This window comes from Mesorhizobium sp. B2-1-3 (assembly GCF_006442495.1).
Taxonomy (GTDB): domain Bacteria; phylum Pseudomonadota; class Alphaproteobacteria; order Rhizobiales; family Rhizobiaceae; genus Mesorhizobium.
This window is the reverse complement of the sequence record NZ_VFWL01000015.1, coordinates 1-14131: the sequence shown is the minus strand read 5'-3', so window position 1 is coordinate 14131 and position 14131 is coordinate 1. Positions and strand designations below refer to the sequence as shown.

Annotated in this window: 14 protein-coding genes and 1 pseudogene; 9 read left to right on the top strand and 6 right to left on the bottom strand. The window is 62.3% G+C overall.

Annotated elements, in window-relative coordinates:
* The first annotated feature begins 78 nt into the window (after positions 1 to 78).
* The 3 genes from FJ973_RS22185 to FJ973_RS22175 all read left to right on the top strand — a co-directional run bounded on the left by FJ973_RS22185 (position 79) and on the right by FJ973_RS22175 (position 3063).
* Positions 79 to 1482 (top strand): L-serine ammonia-lyase, encoded by a 1404-nt coding sequence (locus FJ973_RS22185; protein WP_140557713.1) that lies wholly within the window; start codon positions 79 to 81, stop codon positions 1480 to 1482.
* A 69-nt stretch (positions 1483 to 1551) separates the two neighbouring features.
* A complete protein-coding gene (locus FJ973_RS22180; RefSeq protein WP_140498734.1) occupies positions 1552 to 1989 on the top strand; it encodes a DUF1489 family protein in 438 nt (145 codons plus the stop codon).
* 375 nt (positions 1990 to 2364) lie between these two features.
* Entirely contained in the window at positions 2365 to 3063 is a 699-nt protein-coding gene (locus FJ973_RS22175) for a DnaJ domain-containing protein (RefSeq protein WP_140498732.1), read from the top strand.
* Positions 3064 to 3110: 47 nt separating this feature from the next.
* On the opposite strand, the gene FJ973_RS22170 is transcribed toward FJ973_RS22175, so the two are convergent.
* Positions 3111 to 4544: a D-alanyl-D-alanine carboxypeptidase family protein gene (locus FJ973_RS22170; protein ID WP_140498730.1), complete on the bottom strand. Its 1434-nt coding sequence runs from the start codon at positions 4542 to 4544 to the stop codon at positions 3111 to 3113.
* A 283-nt stretch (positions 4545 to 4827) separates the two neighbouring features.
* Here FJ973_RS22170 and FJ973_RS22165 point away from each other — a divergent pair, with 283 nt between their 5' ends.
* From FJ973_RS22165 to clpA, 3 genes are all read left to right on the top strand, one after another.
* A complete protein-coding gene (locus FJ973_RS22165; RefSeq protein ID WP_140498728.1) occupies positions 4828 to 5157 on the top strand; it encodes a phasin family protein in 330 nt (109 codons plus the stop codon).
* A 270-nt stretch (positions 5158 to 5427) separates the two neighbouring features.
* The gene (gene clpS / locus FJ973_RS22160; protein WP_027051901.1) at positions 5428 to 5757 is read left to right on the top strand and encodes an ATP-dependent Clp protease adapter ClpS; all 330 of its coding nucleotides are present in this window, start codon (positions 5428 to 5430) and stop codon (positions 5755 to 5757) included.
* Positions 5758 to 5763: 6 nt separating this feature from the next.
* The gene (clpA, locus tag FJ973_RS22155; RefSeq protein ID WP_140498724.1) at positions 5764 to 8232 is read left to right on the top strand and encodes an ATP-dependent Clp protease ATP-binding subunit ClpA; all 2469 of its coding nucleotides are present in this window, start codon (positions 5764 to 5766) and stop codon (positions 8230 to 8232) included.
* Positions 8233 to 8291: 59 nt separating this feature from the next.
* On the opposite strand, the pseudogene FJ973_RS22150 reads toward clpA, so the two are convergent.
* A pseudogene (locus tag FJ973_RS22150) lies at positions 8292 to 8672 on the bottom strand (hypothetical protein); the annotation flags it as partial.
* A gap of 18 nt (positions 8673 to 8690) precedes the next feature.
* On the opposite strand from FJ973_RS22150, the gene FJ973_RS22145 reads away from it, so the two are divergent.
* Positions 8691 to 9332 carry a chloramphenicol phosphotransferase gene (locus tag FJ973_RS22145; RefSeq protein WP_140498721.1) on the top strand — a complete coding sequence of 214 codons (642 nt, stop codon included), beginning with the start codon at positions 8691 to 8693 and terminating at the stop codon, positions 9330 to 9332.
* 199 nt (positions 9333 to 9531) lie between these two features.
* Here the strand turns inward: FJ973_RS22145 and FJ973_RS22140 are convergent, their stop codons facing one another.
* The 4 genes from FJ973_RS22140 to FJ973_RS22125 form a co-directional block, all read right to left on the bottom strand.
* Complete coding sequence (locus FJ973_RS22140; RefSeq protein WP_140498719.1) at positions 9532 to 9966, bottom strand: HIT family protein; 435 nt, start codon at positions 9964 to 9966, stop codon at positions 9532 to 9534.
* Positions 9967 to 10124: 158 nt separating this feature from the next.
* The gene (locus FJ973_RS22135) at positions 10125 to 11339 is read right to left on the bottom strand and encodes a GNAT family N-acetyltransferase (RefSeq protein ID WP_140498717.1); all 1215 of its coding nucleotides are present in this window, start codon (positions 11337 to 11339) and stop codon (positions 10125 to 10127) included.
* A 55-nt stretch (positions 11340 to 11394) separates the two neighbouring features.
* On the bottom strand, positions 11395 to 12123 hold the full coding sequence (locus FJ973_RS22130; RefSeq protein ID WP_140498715.1) for a glycerophosphodiester phosphodiesterase: 729 nt from the start codon (positions 12121 to 12123) through the stop codon (positions 11395 to 11397).
* An 11-nt stretch (positions 12124 to 12134) separates the two neighbouring features.
* Positions 12135 to 12599, bottom strand: a complete 465-nt coding sequence (locus FJ973_RS22125) for a RidA family protein (RefSeq protein ID WP_140557711.1) — start codon at positions 12597 to 12599, stop codon at positions 12135 to 12137.
* A gap of 138 nt (positions 12600 to 12737) precedes the next feature.
* On the opposite strand from FJ973_RS22125, the gene FJ973_RS22120 reads away from it, so the two are divergent.
* Positions 12738 to 13565, top strand: a complete 828-nt coding sequence (locus FJ973_RS22120; RefSeq protein WP_140557709.1) for a cell envelope integrity EipB family protein — start codon at positions 12738 to 12740, stop codon at positions 13563 to 13565.
* Between the two features lie 166 nt (positions 13566 to 13731).
* The gene (locus FJ973_RS22115) at positions 13732 to 14010 is read left to right on the top strand and encodes a DUF4031 domain-containing protein (RefSeq protein WP_140557707.1); all 279 of its coding nucleotides are present in this window, start codon (positions 13732 to 13734) and stop codon (positions 14008 to 14010) included.
* Positions 14011 to 14131: the final 121 nt, after the last annotated feature.

The following is a 14131-nucleotide window of genomic DNA, read 5'->3' as shown; positions in this document are numbered from 1 at the left end:
CCGCGCCGTTCAAAACAGCGGAAACATCGCGGGAGTTCCTATATGTAGTCCCAGAGCGGCTTCGGGAGATTGTGGCGCGTGTTCCTTTCGGTTTTCGACCTGTTCAAGATCGGCATCGGACCATCGAGTTCGCACACGATGGGACCGATGACGGCCGCCCGCCGTTTCCTCGACGAGATCGCCGGAGACGACTGGCCGCGTCCGGCCGGCGCCAAGGTTGCTCGCATCGGCGCCAGCCTGCACGGCTCGCTCGCCTATACCGGCATCGGCCATGGCAGTGACCGTGCCGTCATTCTCGGCCTTGCCGGGCAGACGCCGCAGACGGTCGACCCTGACCAGGCGGACGGCATTGTCGTTCGCATCACCGCCGACAAGCTGATTTCACCGCCCGGCCACCCCTCCTACCGTTTCGATCCGGCCGGCGACCTGGTGCTCGACCGCAAGACGCCGCTCACCGGCCACGCCAACGGCATGGCGTTTTATGCCTATGATGCCGGCGACCGCCTGCTGCTCAAGCGCATCTATTATTCGATCGGCGGCGGCTTCGTGGTTTCGGAAGAAGAGCTGCAGCGCATGAAAGCCAAGGGTTCGGTGACGACCGAAGGCAAAAAAGTCCCTTATCCCTTCAAGAACGCCCTCGAGATGCTGAAGATGGCTGGCAAGAGCGGCCTTTCCATTGCCGAGATGAAGCGGGTCAACGAGGAAACACAAATGTCGCGCGATGAGCTCGACGACGGCCTCGACGCCATCTGGGGTGCCATGAAGAGTTGCATCGAGCGCGGCCTGTCGCAGGACGGCATCATGCCGGGCGGGCTGAAGGTGCGCCGCCGGGCCAGGCAATTGCACGACAAGCTGCAGGAGCAGTGGCAGCAGAACCGGCCCAATCCGCTGCTCGCCAATGACTGGCTGTCGATCTATGCCATGGCCGTCAACGAGGAGAATGCGGCCGGCGGGCGCGTCGTCACCGCGCCGACCAACGGCGCGGCCGGCACGCTGCCGGCAGTACTGCGCTACTGGCTGCATTTCCATCCCGAGGCCGACCAGCCCAGCATTCGCGATTTCCTGCTCACGGCAGCCGCCGTCGGCGGCATCATCAAGTCCAATGCGTCCATCTCCGGCGCCGAGGTCGGCTGCCAGGGCGAAGTCGGCTCGGCTTCGGCCATGGCGGCGGCCGGCCTGTGCGCCGTCATGGGCGGCACGCCCGAACAGGTCGAGAACGCCGCCGAGATCGCGCTGGAGCACCATCTGGGCATGACCTGCGATCCGGTCGGCGGGCTGGTGCAGGTGCCCTGCATCGAGCGCAATGCGCTGGGCGCGGTCAAGGCGGTGACGGCCGCCTCGCTTGCCATCAAGGGCGACGGCACCCATTTCGTGCCGCTGGACGCCGCGATCGAAACCATGCGCCAGACCGGCCTTGACATGAACGAGAAGTACAAGGAGACCAGCCTCGGCGGGCTGGCGGTCAATGTGGTGGAGTGTTGAGCCCGCTGGCACTGTGGAGAACTTGCTCAGGCCGTTGACGCATCCGTGCGACGGATTAAATCTTGGGCAATGGCTCTCAACCTCCTAAAGCTCTGCGTCGGCTGCGACAGCGTCGAGGATCTCGAAGAATGGATCGCGTTCCGCCTCGACGAGCGGCGCCGTGCCGGCGAACCGGCCGAGCATTGGCACACCACCCGCATGGTGCCGACGCGCGCCGATGAGGTTACCGACGGTGGCTCGCTCTACTGGGTGATCAAGGGAAGTGTGCAATGCCGGCAGTTGATCACCGAGATCCGGCCATTCACCGATGACGAGGGCATCGGCCGCTGCCATCTGATGCTGGATCCGCAAGTGGTGCGCACCGACTGGCAGCCGCGCCGCGCCTTTCAGGGCTGGCGCTATCTAAAGCCATCGGATGCACCCGCCGATCTCGGCAAGGGCAAGCCGGGGCAGGTCGAAATGCCGCCGAAACTCCGGCGCGAGCTCGCCGATCTCGGCCTGCTCTAAATCACTATCGGCTTGCTCCGAGCAGCCCATTGGCTTGCTCCGAGCAGCCAGTTGGCTTGCTCCGGGGCAATCTGGCGGCATGGTCGGCCCGTATAGGCGGACTGCGGTTGCTGGCCCTCAATGTTGCTGTCCGTTGGACTTGCAAGCGTCGCGACAACGCCACATCTTGAAAATCATGAGCGATAGGAACCATCCGGTTTCGATATCTGACGCACTCGCGCCGACCACATCGCGCCGCGGCGTGGTGGGATGCGGACCATGTGTCGCGCAAGGTCATGATTGCGGCGCAGAAATAACACCCGGTGGCGGCATGCTCGTGTTCAGGAATAGTCTGGAAAACCGGCCGATCGCCAGGCATTCACGGGGCAGTGGAATATGGTAGGCGCGATCATCGCTGTCGTCGCATTGCTGCTGGTGCTGATGGGCCTGGCAACGGCTTTCGTGCGGGCCGACCCGAGCAGGCTTGCAGGCGACATGAGGAAGGTTGGGCCGGTTTTGCTGGCGTTGGTCGGGGGCGCCGTGCTGCTGGTCGGGCGCGGCGGTCTCGGCGGCATCATCCTGCTCGCAGCGATCGCCTGGTACGGCTCGATGCGGCTGAACCGGCGAGCCGTGATGCCGGCGCGGAGACGCTCGACCGTACGCACAGCGGCGCTGGAAATGGACCTCGATCACGATACAGGAGGCCTTGAAGGCCTTGTCCTGGCAGGCCGCCATGAAGGCAAGATGCTTGGTGCGATGGGCAAAGCCGAATTGCTGCAGCTGTTTCGCGAACTCTCCGGTGACCCGGAGAGCCGGCAACTGCTAGAGACGTATCTTGACGGCAGATTTCCCGTCTGGCGCAAAAACGCTGAGGCGCACAGTGGCGAAGGGCTGGGTATTGCGCCAGGTCCGGGCGCCATGACTAAGGAGGAGGCCTACAAGGTCCTTGGTCTTGAAGCGGGGGCCGCCGCGGCGGATGTCCGCAAGGCGCACCGCCGCCTGATGCAACGCCTGCACCCCGATATCGGCGGCACGTCTTTCCTGGCGGCGCGGATCAACGAAGCCAAGGACGTCTTGCTCTCCAATCACAACTAGTCTCCTTCGACGCAGAAATTTTCCGGGAGATATCTTCTACGCCGTCCCTACTGCTGGACGGCGTAGCACTCGATTTTCTTCTTCTTGAGGGCGGTGCAGGCCTTCCAGGCCGCGGTCTTGGAACCGAAGCCGCCGAAGCGGGCGCGGTAGTACGTGACGCCGTCCTTGTCGAAGGCGACGGTGAAGCCGGAGGCATCTGCCAGCGCCTTGGGCGCCTGCTTGGTGGTCTTGTCGAGGAAGGCCTGGGCTTCGGACTGTTTCGGCGACGAGGCGACCTGAATGGCCCAACCCGACGGCACCGACGCGGTATTGACCGGGTCGACGGCCGGCGCGGGCTCGGCATAAGCGGACACCACCTGTGCCGTGGCGACCTTGGGGGCGGAGACGATAACCGTCTTCACCTTCTTTGCCGGAACAACCACTTCGGTTTCTTCGGCTGCGTTATCGTCGGCGTCCTCGCTGTCGCCCTGGGCTACCGTCGCGTCGTCGGCAACGGCCTCGTCCGCGTCATCGGCGCTGGCCACCGCCATCGGCTTCTCATCCGGAGTCGGTGCGTCGTGCTTGGGCAACAGCACCTTGGCCAATGCCGTCACCGGGTTGCCGCTATCGGCCTTGGCGACCAGATCGCCGCCGCCTCGGGTCGATGCCCGCGGCAGATAGGTGTTGATCAGGGCCGCCATCTGATTGTCGCGGCTGCTGCCCGAGGTGCCGCCCATGACCACGCCGACAATGCGACGGTTGCCGTCGGAAACCGACGAAACCAGGTTGAAGCCCGAAGCGCGGGTGTAGCCGGTCTTGATGCCGTCGACGCCCTTGATGCGTCCAAGCAGGCGGTTGTGGCCGTTGATGCGCTGGCGGCCATAGAGGAAGGAGCGCTGCGAGAAATAGCCGTAATATTGCGGGAAATGTTCGCGCAGCGCGATGCCGAGCGTTGCCATGTCGCGCGCAGTGGTGAACTGGCCGGGATCGGGCAAGCCGTTGGCGTTGCGGAACACGGTGCCGTTCATACCGAGCTGCCGCGCCTTGGCAGTCATCATGCGGGCGAAGTTGGTCTCGTTGCCGCCGAGCATTTCGCCGAGCGCGGTGGCCGAATCATTGGCCGATTTGGTCACCATCGACAGGATGGCGGTCTCGACCGCCACCGATCCGCCCGGCTTCACGCCGAGCTTCGTCGGCGGCTCTGCCGCGGCATGAGCCGAGAAGACGACCGGCGAGTTCCGGCTGATCTTGCCCTTGGCCAGAGCCTCGAAAGTCAAATAAAGCGTCATCATCTTGGTGAGCGAGGCGGGATAACGCCGGGCGTTGGCATCCGAGGAGTAGAGCACCTTGCCGGTCTTGGCGTCGACCACGATGGCCGCGGACTTCGCGGCGAGCGACGGGGCCGCACTTGCAACGACGATGGTCATCGCCACGGCGATGATCATGACCGTTTTGAAAGGGGACGCGGATTTGGAAACGATGCCCGACAACGCCTGACGCACTGATAGTTCCTTTGAATTTCTTGTTGCGCTGGAGGCGGCAAAGGGATCCTGCCTCACTTCCGGGCAAGCTATCGGGGCAGCGTTACCAATCCGTTTATGGTAACCGCCGCGTTCACCATTTTCTGGTGGTTTGAGCCTCTGTTTATTCGAATTTTAGCCATTGCCCACACCGGCTAGGACGGAAGCTGGCGATTTCTTGACTTTTGTGCGTCGCACAATATATTCGAGTGCATTGCACAAGGCGCTCGGGGCAGGGCGCATCAACCGTCCAGGGAGAATTGAAATGACGCAGACCTATGAGGACTTCAGCAAATACGGCAAAGAGTTCGCCGACACCGGCTTGAAGAGCTTCGCCTCCTTGTCCAAGGGCGCGCAGGCAATTGCGGCCGAGGCCGGCGAATACACCAAGAAGAGCTTCGAAGCCGGCAGCGCCGCTTTCGAGAAGATTGTTTCGGCCAAGTCGCTCGACAAGGCGATCGAGGTCCAGTCCGACTATGCCAAGCAGTCCTATGAGGCGTTCGTCGCCGAGGCCACCAAGATCGGCGACCTCTATGCCGAACTCGCCAAGGAAGCCTACAAGCCGTTCGAATCGATCGTTGCCAAGGCGAAGTAATTCCGTTCGGCAGTACGAGAACTGGGCCCATTGGGCCAAGACAGAGCCCGGCCGCGGCAGCGTGGCCGGGTTTTTTCATGTCAATTTCCGATCAGGGGCCTGGCTCGCCTTCACGATTGCGAAAATCCGCCAAGTTGGGCACCTAGCCATATTGTCAGCTAACCAGAAGGGCTTAAAATCGTCCATCGAACACCTACATGTCGAACTCGCATGAGGATTCGAAAGAGGCAGGATTACGTGACGATCGGTTTGACTGCCACCAGGGCACGGATGCAGAACGGCAGCGGCGACGGCAATGAGGCCGGCCGCGGCACGGCGGTCATCACGCGCACAAAGACCAAGACCAAGAAACCCAGCCTCTATCGGGTCCTCATCCTGAACGACGACTACACACCGATGGAGTTCGTGGTTCACGTGCTGGAGCGTTTTTTCCAGAAGGACCGCGAAGCCGCCACACGCATCATGCTTCATGTTCACAATCATGGAGTGGGCGAGTGCGGGGTCTATACATTCGAGGTGGCCGAGACCAAAGTGTCCCAGGTCATGGATTTCGCCCGACAAAATCAGCATCCGCTGCAATGCGTGATGGAGAAGAAGTGAGGTAACATGCCGGCTTTCTCCCAAGGCCTGGAAAAGGCGCTTCACCAAGCGCTGACGCTCGCCAACGAGCGGCACCATGAATATGCAACCCTTGAACATCTGCTGCTCGCCCTGATCGACGACACCGAGGCGGCCGCCGTCATGCGCGCCTGCAATGTCGATCTCGACGAGTTGAAGCACACTGTTCTCACCTATATCGACACCGAGCTCGACAATCTGGTTACCGGCTATGACGAGGATTCCAAGCCGACCGCCGGCTTCCAGCGCGTCATTCAGCGTGCGGTGATCCATGTGCAGTCGTCCGGCCGCGAAGAGGTCTCCGGCGCCAACGTGCTCGTCGCCATCTTCGCCGAGCGCGAGAGCCATGCCGCCTATTTCCTGCAGGAACAGCAGATGACCCGTTACGACGCGGTCAACTACATCTCGCACGGCATCGCCAAGCGTCCGGGCGCGTCGGAGACGCGTTCGCCGCGCGGCGCCGATGACGAGCAGGGTGGCGCGAACGGCGCCGAGCCGCAAGAGGAAGGCGGCAAGAAGAAGCAGCAGCAGGACGCGCTGACCGCTTATTGCGTCAATCTCAACAACAAGGCCAAGGCCGGCAAGATCGATCCGCTGATCGGGCGCGAGTCCGAGATCAACCGCACCATCCAGGTGCTGTGCCGCCGTTCCAAGAACAATCCGCTCTATGTCGGCGATCCCGGCGTCGGCAAGACGGCGATCGCCGAGGGCCTCGCCAAGCGCATCGTCGAGGGTGATGTTCCGGAAGTCTTGCACAACGCCACCATCTTCGCGCTCGACATGGGCACGCTTTTGGCCGGCACGCGCTATCGCGGCGATTTCGAGGAGCGGCTGAAGCAGGTCGTCAAGGAGCTCGAGGATTATCCGGGCGCTGTGCTGTTCATCGACGAGATCCACACCGTCATTGGCGCCGGCGCGACGTCGGGCGGCGCCATGGATGCGTCCAACCTGTTGAAGCCGGCACTGTCTTCGGGTGCGATCCGCTGCATCGGTTCGACAACCTACAAGGAGTTCCGCCAGTTCTTTGAGAAGGACCGCGCGCTCGTACGTCGCTTCCAGAAGATCGACGTCAACGAGCCAACCATCGAGGACGCCATCGAGATCATGAAGGGCCTGAAGCCCTATTTCGAGGAGTTCCACAAGGTCCGCTACACGACGGAAGCCATCAAGGCTTCGGTTGAGCTGTCGGCGCGCTACATCAACGACCGCAAGCTGCCGGACAAGGCGATCGACGTGATCGACGAGACCGGCGCCTCGCAGATGCTGGTGCCGGAGGCCAAGCGCAAGAAGACCATCGGCATCAAGGAGATCGAAGCGACGATCGCCACCATGGCGCGCATCCCACCGAAGACTGTTTCGGCCGATGACGAGAAGGTGCTGCAGGGGCTCGATATCGAGCTGAAGCGCGTCGTCTACGGCCAGGACACCGCGATCACCGCGCTGACCTCGGCGATCAAGCTGGCGCGTGCCGGCCTGCGGGAACCGGAGAAGCCGATCGGCTCCTATCTGTTCTCGGGTCCGACCGGCGTCGGCAAGACCGAAGTCGCCAAGCAATTGGCCGCTTCGCTCGGCGTCGAGCTGATCCGTTTCGACATGTCGGAATACATGGAACGCCACACGGTCTCTCGGTTGATCGGTGCGCCTCCCGGCTATGTCGGCTTCGATCAGGGCGGCCTTTTGACCGACGGCGTCGACCAGCATCCGCATTGCGTGCTGCTGCTGGACGAGGTCGAGAAGGCACATCCGGACCTGTTCAACATCCTGTTGCAGGTGATGGACCATGGCAAGCTGACCGACCACAACGGCAAGCAGATCGACTTCCGCAATGTGATCCTGATCATGACCACCAATGCGGGCGCGTCGGATGCGCAGCGCGCGGCGATCGGTTTCGGGTCGACCAAGCGCGAAGGCGACGATGTCGAGGCGATCAACCGGCTGTTCACGCCGGAGTTCCGCAACCGTCTCGATGCGATCATCCCGTTCGGCTCGCTGCCGGTGCCGGTTATCCATCAGGTGGTGCAGAAGTTCGTCATGCAGCTGGAGGCCCAGCTCTCCGAGCGTGGCGTCACCTTCGACCTGTCGCCGGATGCGATCGCCTGGCTCGCCGACAAGGGCTATGACGAGCGCATGGGTGCGCGTCCGCTCGGCCGCGTCATCCAGGAGCACATCAAGAAGCCGCTCGCAGACGAAGTGCTGTTCGGCAAGCTCAAGAAGGGCGGCACGGTGCGCGTCAGCGTCGAGAAGAAGGAAACCGGCGAGACCGGCCTGAAGCTCGAATCGCTCGCAGACGAGGCACCGGTGAAGCCCAAGAAGGAAGAACCGGAAGACGCCCCCAAGCAGCGCAAGGCAGTGGCCAAGAAGCCGGCGGCCAAGAAGGCCGTCGCGCAGAAGCCCGAGCCCAAGGGCAAGGACGGCGGCAAGCGCAGCCTGGTGCCGCAACTGCCGCGCAAGAGCTGATAGTCACTCCCTCGAAAAAGCCCCGGAAACGGGGCTTTTTTGTTGGCACAAAGGGACGATCACTGAAGCGTTGCCGGCGGCCCCTGGACAGCAAGCGGCGTCGGGCGGATTTTGGCTGATTTGTCCGTCCAGGACGGTGGTGCTCCCACCTTGGCGCCGACCATGCCGGACAGGCCGGGTGCCCGGCCGAAGGCCTCGCAGGCCGCGTATTTCGGCTTACCGCCGAGGAACGATTTTATGCGTTGACCCGACGGTATCGAGATATGCAATCCCGACGGCGCCTTGCCGGTAACGAGCATGCGCGAAAAGTCGTTTCCGAAAGTAGCGCCCAGACTGTACGCATCGCCGATCTCGGAGACCATGGCCTCGTTGGTGAAGGAGTTCGCTCCGCGGGACCAGACCATGGCGGCGCGTTGGATGCCGTTCCGGTCAAGTGCCTCCATGAGATGGGGAATTTTATGTCTGAACCAGGCCAGATCATCATCCTCAACGGCGCACCGCGATCGGGGAAATCGAGCATCGTCCAGGCAGTTCAGGAGAGCTTCGAGGGCCCATGGATGAACCTGGGGGTCGACACCTATGAGCAGGTCACGCCGCTGCGCTGTCGCCCGGGGATAGGTTTGCGGCCCGGCGGCGAGCGCCCGGATATTGAGGGTCTCGTGCCGAGGTTCTACGCCGCGCTCTACGAATCGATCGCCGCCCACAGCCGAGTGGGGTTGAATGTCGTGGCCGATCTCGGTCATCACGACAGCTATTCGCGACCCCTTGATTGCCTTGTCGATTGCGCCCGGCGCCTCGCAGGCCTGCCGGTTCTGTTTGTCGGTGTCCGCTGCCCGATCGAAATCATCATGCAGAGGCGCGCCGACAGTCCGGCGGGGAGGGGATATGTGACGGGATCGCCTGACGACCCTGTACCGCTGGCGGTGCGTCTGTGGCAGGAGGAGGTACACCGGCCTGGCGTGTATGATCTGGAAGTGGACACATCGCTTCTGACGCCGGCACAATGTGCGGATGCGATCCGCGGGCGGCTCAGGCAAAATGTAGAGCCTCCGACGGCGTTTGAGAGGCTTTTGGCGTTCTCCGCAAACAAGCTGTCCTGATCGCGCGCTCAGCGGCGATGAGAATGAATCTCAGCCGCGCGGCCCGCTCCTCATCTACGGCGGGCATAATCTGATTGATGTGCTCGGCGGAATGGCGATCACGCTGATGTCCCGGCGGCTCGGATCCATGATTTTCGATGCGCAACCGCGTAACCTTCCCAGACGGCCGCAGCTGCTGGGAACCACTGAAAGCCAGGCGTCAGGATAGTGGCATGGCCGCCTTTATCCGGCCGGCATTCTCGGCCAGCACCTCGGGTTTCTCCATCTGGCCCGTATGCGGCTTCAGCGCGATGCCTTCGAAGCGCGGAATGACGTGGACGTGAAGGTGATAGACGGTCTGCCCGGAAGCCGGCTCGTTGAACTGCATCACGGTGACACCATCGGCCTTGAATGCCTCGCGGACGGCGAGCGCCACCTTCTGCACGACCGTGAAAAGCGGGCCGAACGTTGCCGGATCGGCGTCGAGCAGATTGCGCGACGGCGCCTTCGGCACCACCAGCGTATGGCCCGTTCCCTGCGGCATCACATCCATGAAGGCAACGACCGCTTCGTCCTCGTAGACGCGGTGCGAGGGAATTTCACCGCGCAGGATCTTGGCAAAGATGTTGTCGGTGTCATAGGCGGTTTCGGCCATGGCGAACGCTCCGGATTGTGCCTCGCTAATTGGTGTAGCGAAGCCTCTCGTGAGCGGCAAGACGATCGGGCGAGATCGATGAAGCCGATCTCGACAGGCGTGCACTGCCAACCCAGGGATGCCGAACCTGACATATGCTCCTGCCCTGCAGGATGGGCCTACTCCTCGAGATCTTTGCGGAACGGTGTGTGCTCTTCCAGGTATTCGCCCATGCGTTCAACCTCGCGCCGTTCGCGCCTGAGATAATCGGCGACGGCGTTGCGCAGGCCGGGATGGGCGATGTAATGCGCGGAATGCATGGTCACCGGCCGGTAGCCTCGCGCCAGCTTGTGTTCGCCCTGTGCGCCCGCCTCGACCACCTTCAGCTTGCGTTCGATGGCGAAGTCGATGGCCTGATGATAGCAGACCTCGAAATGCAGGAACGGATGATCCTCGATGCAGCCCCAGTTGCGGCCGTAGAGCGCATCCGAGCCGATGAAGTTGATAGCGCCGGCAATGTAGCGGCCGTTGCGCCTGGCCATCACCAGCAGGATGTCATCGGGCATCCGATCGCCGATCAGCGAGAAGAATTCCCGGTTCAGATAGGGCCGGCCCCATTTGCGGCTGCCGGTGTCCATGTAGAAGGCGAAGAAATCGTCCCAGGCCCGTTCTGTAAGGTCCTTGCCGGTAAGCCAGTCGATGGAGATGCCGTCGGCAAGCGCCTCGCGGCGCTCCTTCTTCATGGCCTTGCGCTTGCGGGAGGCCAGCGTGGCGAGGAAATCGTCATAGGTCGAGAAGCCCTCGTTGACGAAGTGGAACTGCTGGTCGGTGCGATGCAGGAAGCCCGCCGCCTCCAGCACGTCCACGTCGCTCTCCTGCGCGAAGGTGACATGCGCGGAAGAGACGCCGAGCTTTTCCGCCACTGCCTTCAATCCCGCGGCGAGCCCGGCCTTGACGGTGCCGGAATGCTGGCCCCTGCTCACCAGCAGGCGAGGGCCGGTGACCGGCGTGAACGGTACCGAGCATTGCAGCTTGGGATAATAACGGCCGCCGGCGCGCTCGAAGGCATCCGACCAGCCGTGATCGAACACATATTCGCCCTGGCTGTGTGACTTGAGATAGCAAGGGACCGCGCCGAGCAGCGTGCCTTGACCATTCTCCAGCCTGAGATGATGACCTTGCCAGCCAGTGCGCCGCACGGCGCAGCCGGAATCCTCGAGTGCGCTCAGGAAAGCATATGAAACGAGGGGGTTATAACCGTTTTCGGCATCACTGCGCGTGGTCCCGGCGAAACCGTCCCACTCTTCGCAGGTGAAGGCGCCGATGCCCGCCGCAATGCGGATCGCATACTCCGCATCAACCGTTTGCCCGTCGCCGTCGTCGCCCTGATCCATGAGGCTTATTTAAGCTCCATCCGGACCGCTACAAGTCACGTTCTAGGCACCCATATCAAGCGACCTTGACCAGATCGGGCTCGAACCCTTCGAACGTCATCTGGTCCGCATATTTGAATGTAAGGTCGACCGCCGGCTGGTCATGCACCGTCCAGGTGATGACCGGCATTTTGAGCCGTTCACGGACAAAGCTGACGAATGGATTCGGCAGGTCGCCCGCTGCGTAGGAGGTGAAGGCGATCTGATGCGCCAGCATGGCGAAATGCGCTTCGATCAGCCTGTCGTCCTTGCCATAGGCGGTCAATCCAGCCGGGATGCCCGGCGCATCCCTGGCGAAATCGCGGATCAGCCAGTGGTCGAACGACATGATCGCCACCTTGCCCTTGTAGCGCTTGAGCAGCCTACCGACGCTCGCCACCAGGCCATTGTCGTATCCAGCCATGCCTTTCAGTTCGACCACCAGCGGCACCCGCCCGTCGATCAGATCGAGCGCCTCGCGCAGCGTCGGCACATGATCAGACGTGCCGCCGACCTTGAGCGCTGCCAGTTCGGCCGCCGTGCGCTGCCAGACGAAACCGTCGTGCCCAGTCAGCCGCTGCAAGTCGCCATCATGGATAATGACGGGAACTCCGTCCGACGACAGGTGCACGTCGCATTCGATGGCATAGCCGCGTTCGGCCGCGGCGGCAAAGGCGGAGAGGGTGTTTTCCCAGCGCGTCTTATTCATGTCGTGAAAGCCGCGATGGGCGACAGGCCGGGCAATCAGCCAGGAAAGGTCGGTCATGTCAGGCTCGCTCACTCGACTTCGAAGATCGCTTCGATTTCCACCGCGGCATTAAGCGGCAGCGAAGCCGTGCCGACGGCGGAACGGGCATGCTTGCCGCGCTCGGCCAGCGCCGCCACCAGGAAATCGGAGGCGCCGTTTGCGACCAGATGCTGCTCGACGAAATCCGGCGCCGAGGCGACGAAGACGGTGATCTTGACCAGCCGGCGTATCTTCTCAAGATCGCCAAGTGCCGCCTTGGCCTGCGCCAGAATGTTGATCGCGCAGTATTTTGCCGCTTCCTTGCCGGTTGCTGTGTCGACGTCGCGGCCAAGCAGTCCGCTCGCCTGCAGCTTGCCGTCCTTGAGCGGCAATTGTCCGGCGGTGAAAAGCAGGTTTCCGGTCCTGCAATGCGGCACGTAGTTGGCGGCAGGCGCCGCGGCCGCGGGAATGGTGACCCCGAGGTCGTTTAGCCGCTTTTCGATTGTTTCACTCATTGCTTTTCCCTATTGCTGGAAGGCGCCGCGTCAGCCGGGCCGAAATTGCTATTTTTGCCTCGCTTCCGCCACGACTTTTTTTAAGCTGGACCATCTTTCCCTGCGGCCTGCCATCAGCCGCGACGATCGGAGCCTCTCATGCGCGCAACGCGCCTTGTATTCCATGCCGTCCTGTTGTCGGCGGTCTTTTCGATAGGCCCCGCTTTCGCCGTGCCGGCGCTGCAGGCGCATCGCGCCGTTTACGACCTTACGCTCAAGAAGGCGGACGACCGCTCCGGCATCACCGGCATTACCGGCCGCATGGTCTATGAATTCAACGGCTCGGCCTGCGAAGGCTATACGGTGAAATTCCGCTTTGTCACCCAGATTGCCACCAGCGACAACACCAAGCTGACCGACCAGCAGACGACGACGTTCGAAGACGCCGAAGGCAAGACCTTCTCGTTCGTGACCAAATCCTTCGTCGACCAGAACCTCGACAAGGAGGTCAAGGGTGTCGCCACGAAGGAAACGCAAGGGCTGAAGGTCGACATCGACAAGCCCGAGAAGAGCAGCCTGGAACTGGCCGCCACCCAGTTTCCGACCCAGCATCTGGTCGAATTGATAGACAAGGCCGAGAAGGGTGAAAACTTCTATCAAACCAATCTGTTCGACGGCTCCGAGGACGCCAACAAGGTGATGTCCACCACCGTCGTCGTCGGCAAGAGGACCGATGCCGACAAGGCCGATCCGGAAGCACCGGCGCTGGCCAAGCTTGCCACCGACAAATACTGGCCGGTCGACATCGCCTATTTCGACGACAGTGCCAAGAACGGAGAAGAAACGCCGGAATACCGGATCAGCTTCAAGCTGCACGAGAACGGCATCACCCGCGATCTAACCATGGACTATGGCGATTTCTCCATGACCGGCAAGCTGGTCAATCTGTCGCTGTTCGACCAGACGAAGGCCTGCCCGACGAAATAAGCTCCGATTTGCCTCGACGCAGCGCCGTCGCGGTCCACGGCTTGAAAGCGTCGCGGCGGCTTCTCATCTTCTCGAGGCCGCCGGCCGCTTCATCTTCTGTGCGAATCCCTTCTATCATCGCTCGTCGCCGGTACCGGTCGGCGGAAGAAGGAATGCGGCGAGCCTCATGGCGGTCTATGTCGACGCGGCGATCTGGAAATGGGTTGGCCATCGCTGGTGCCATCTGATGGCCGACGACACCGATGAACTGCATCGTTTCGCCGCGCAACTCGGCATCAAGCGCTCATCCTACCAGGGGCCGCCGAAGACATCGGCGCCGCATTATGACATAACCGGTTTCGAGCGCGACCGCGCGGTGCGGCTCGGTGCCATCGAGTGCAATCGTGAAGAGATCGTCGCGATCTTCCGGCGGGTGAGGGTGCCAAAGGGTAAGATAAAGCGTTGAGGGCACGCGCGGATCGCCGCAGGCGCGCCGCAATGCGTCGTTGCGCTGTCGGTAGCTAATCAAGTTGTCCGGTTTGGTAGCACATGATCTGTCCGCTTCTGTTTTGGCGTCGAAGCGGTTC

Coding starts and splice junctions, on each gene's coding strand:
- FJ973_RS22180 (WP_140498734.1), top strand. CDS start 1,552: ATGGCTCTCAACCTCCTAAAGCTCTGCGTCGGCTGCGACAGCGTCGAG.
- FJ973_RS22175 (WP_140498732.1), top strand. CDS start 2,365: ATGGTAGGCGCGATCATCGCTGTCGTCGCATTGCTGCTGGTGCTGATG.
- FJ973_RS22165 (WP_140498728.1), top strand. CDS start 4,828: ATGACGCAGACCTATGAGGACTTCAGCAAATACGGCAAAGAGTTCGCC.
- clpS (WP_027051901.1), top strand. CDS start 5,428: ATGCAGAACGGCAGCGGCGACGGCAATGAGGCCGGCCGCGGCACGGCG.
- clpA (WP_140498724.1), top strand. CDS start 5,764: ATGCCGGCTTTCTCCCAAGGCCTGGAAAAGGCGCTTCACCAAGCGCTG.
- FJ973_RS22145 (WP_140498721.1), top strand. CDS start 8,691: ATGTCTGAACCAGGCCAGATCATCATCCTCAACGGCGCACCGCGATCG.
- FJ973_RS22140 (WP_140498719.1), bottom strand. CDS start 9,966: ATGGCCGAAACCGCCTATGACACCGACAACATCTTTGCCAAGATCCTG.
- FJ973_RS22135 (WP_140498717.1), bottom strand. CDS start 11,339: ATGGATCAGGGCGACGACGGCGACGGGCAAACGGTTGATGCGGAGTAT.
- FJ973_RS22130 (WP_140498715.1), bottom strand. CDS start 12,123: ATGACCGACCTTTCCTGGCTGATTGCCCGGCCTGTCGCCCATCGCGGC.
- FJ973_RS22125 (WP_140557711.1), bottom strand. CDS start 12,599: ATGAGTGAAACAATCGAAAAGCGGCTAAACGACCTCGGGGTCACCATT.
- FJ973_RS22120 (WP_140557709.1), top strand. CDS start 12,738: ATGCGCGCAACGCGCCTTGTATTCCATGCCGTCCTGTTGTCGGCGGTC.
- FJ973_RS22115 (WP_140557707.1), top strand. CDS start 13,732: ATGGCGGTCTATGTCGACGCGGCGATCTGGAAATGGGTTGGCCATCGC.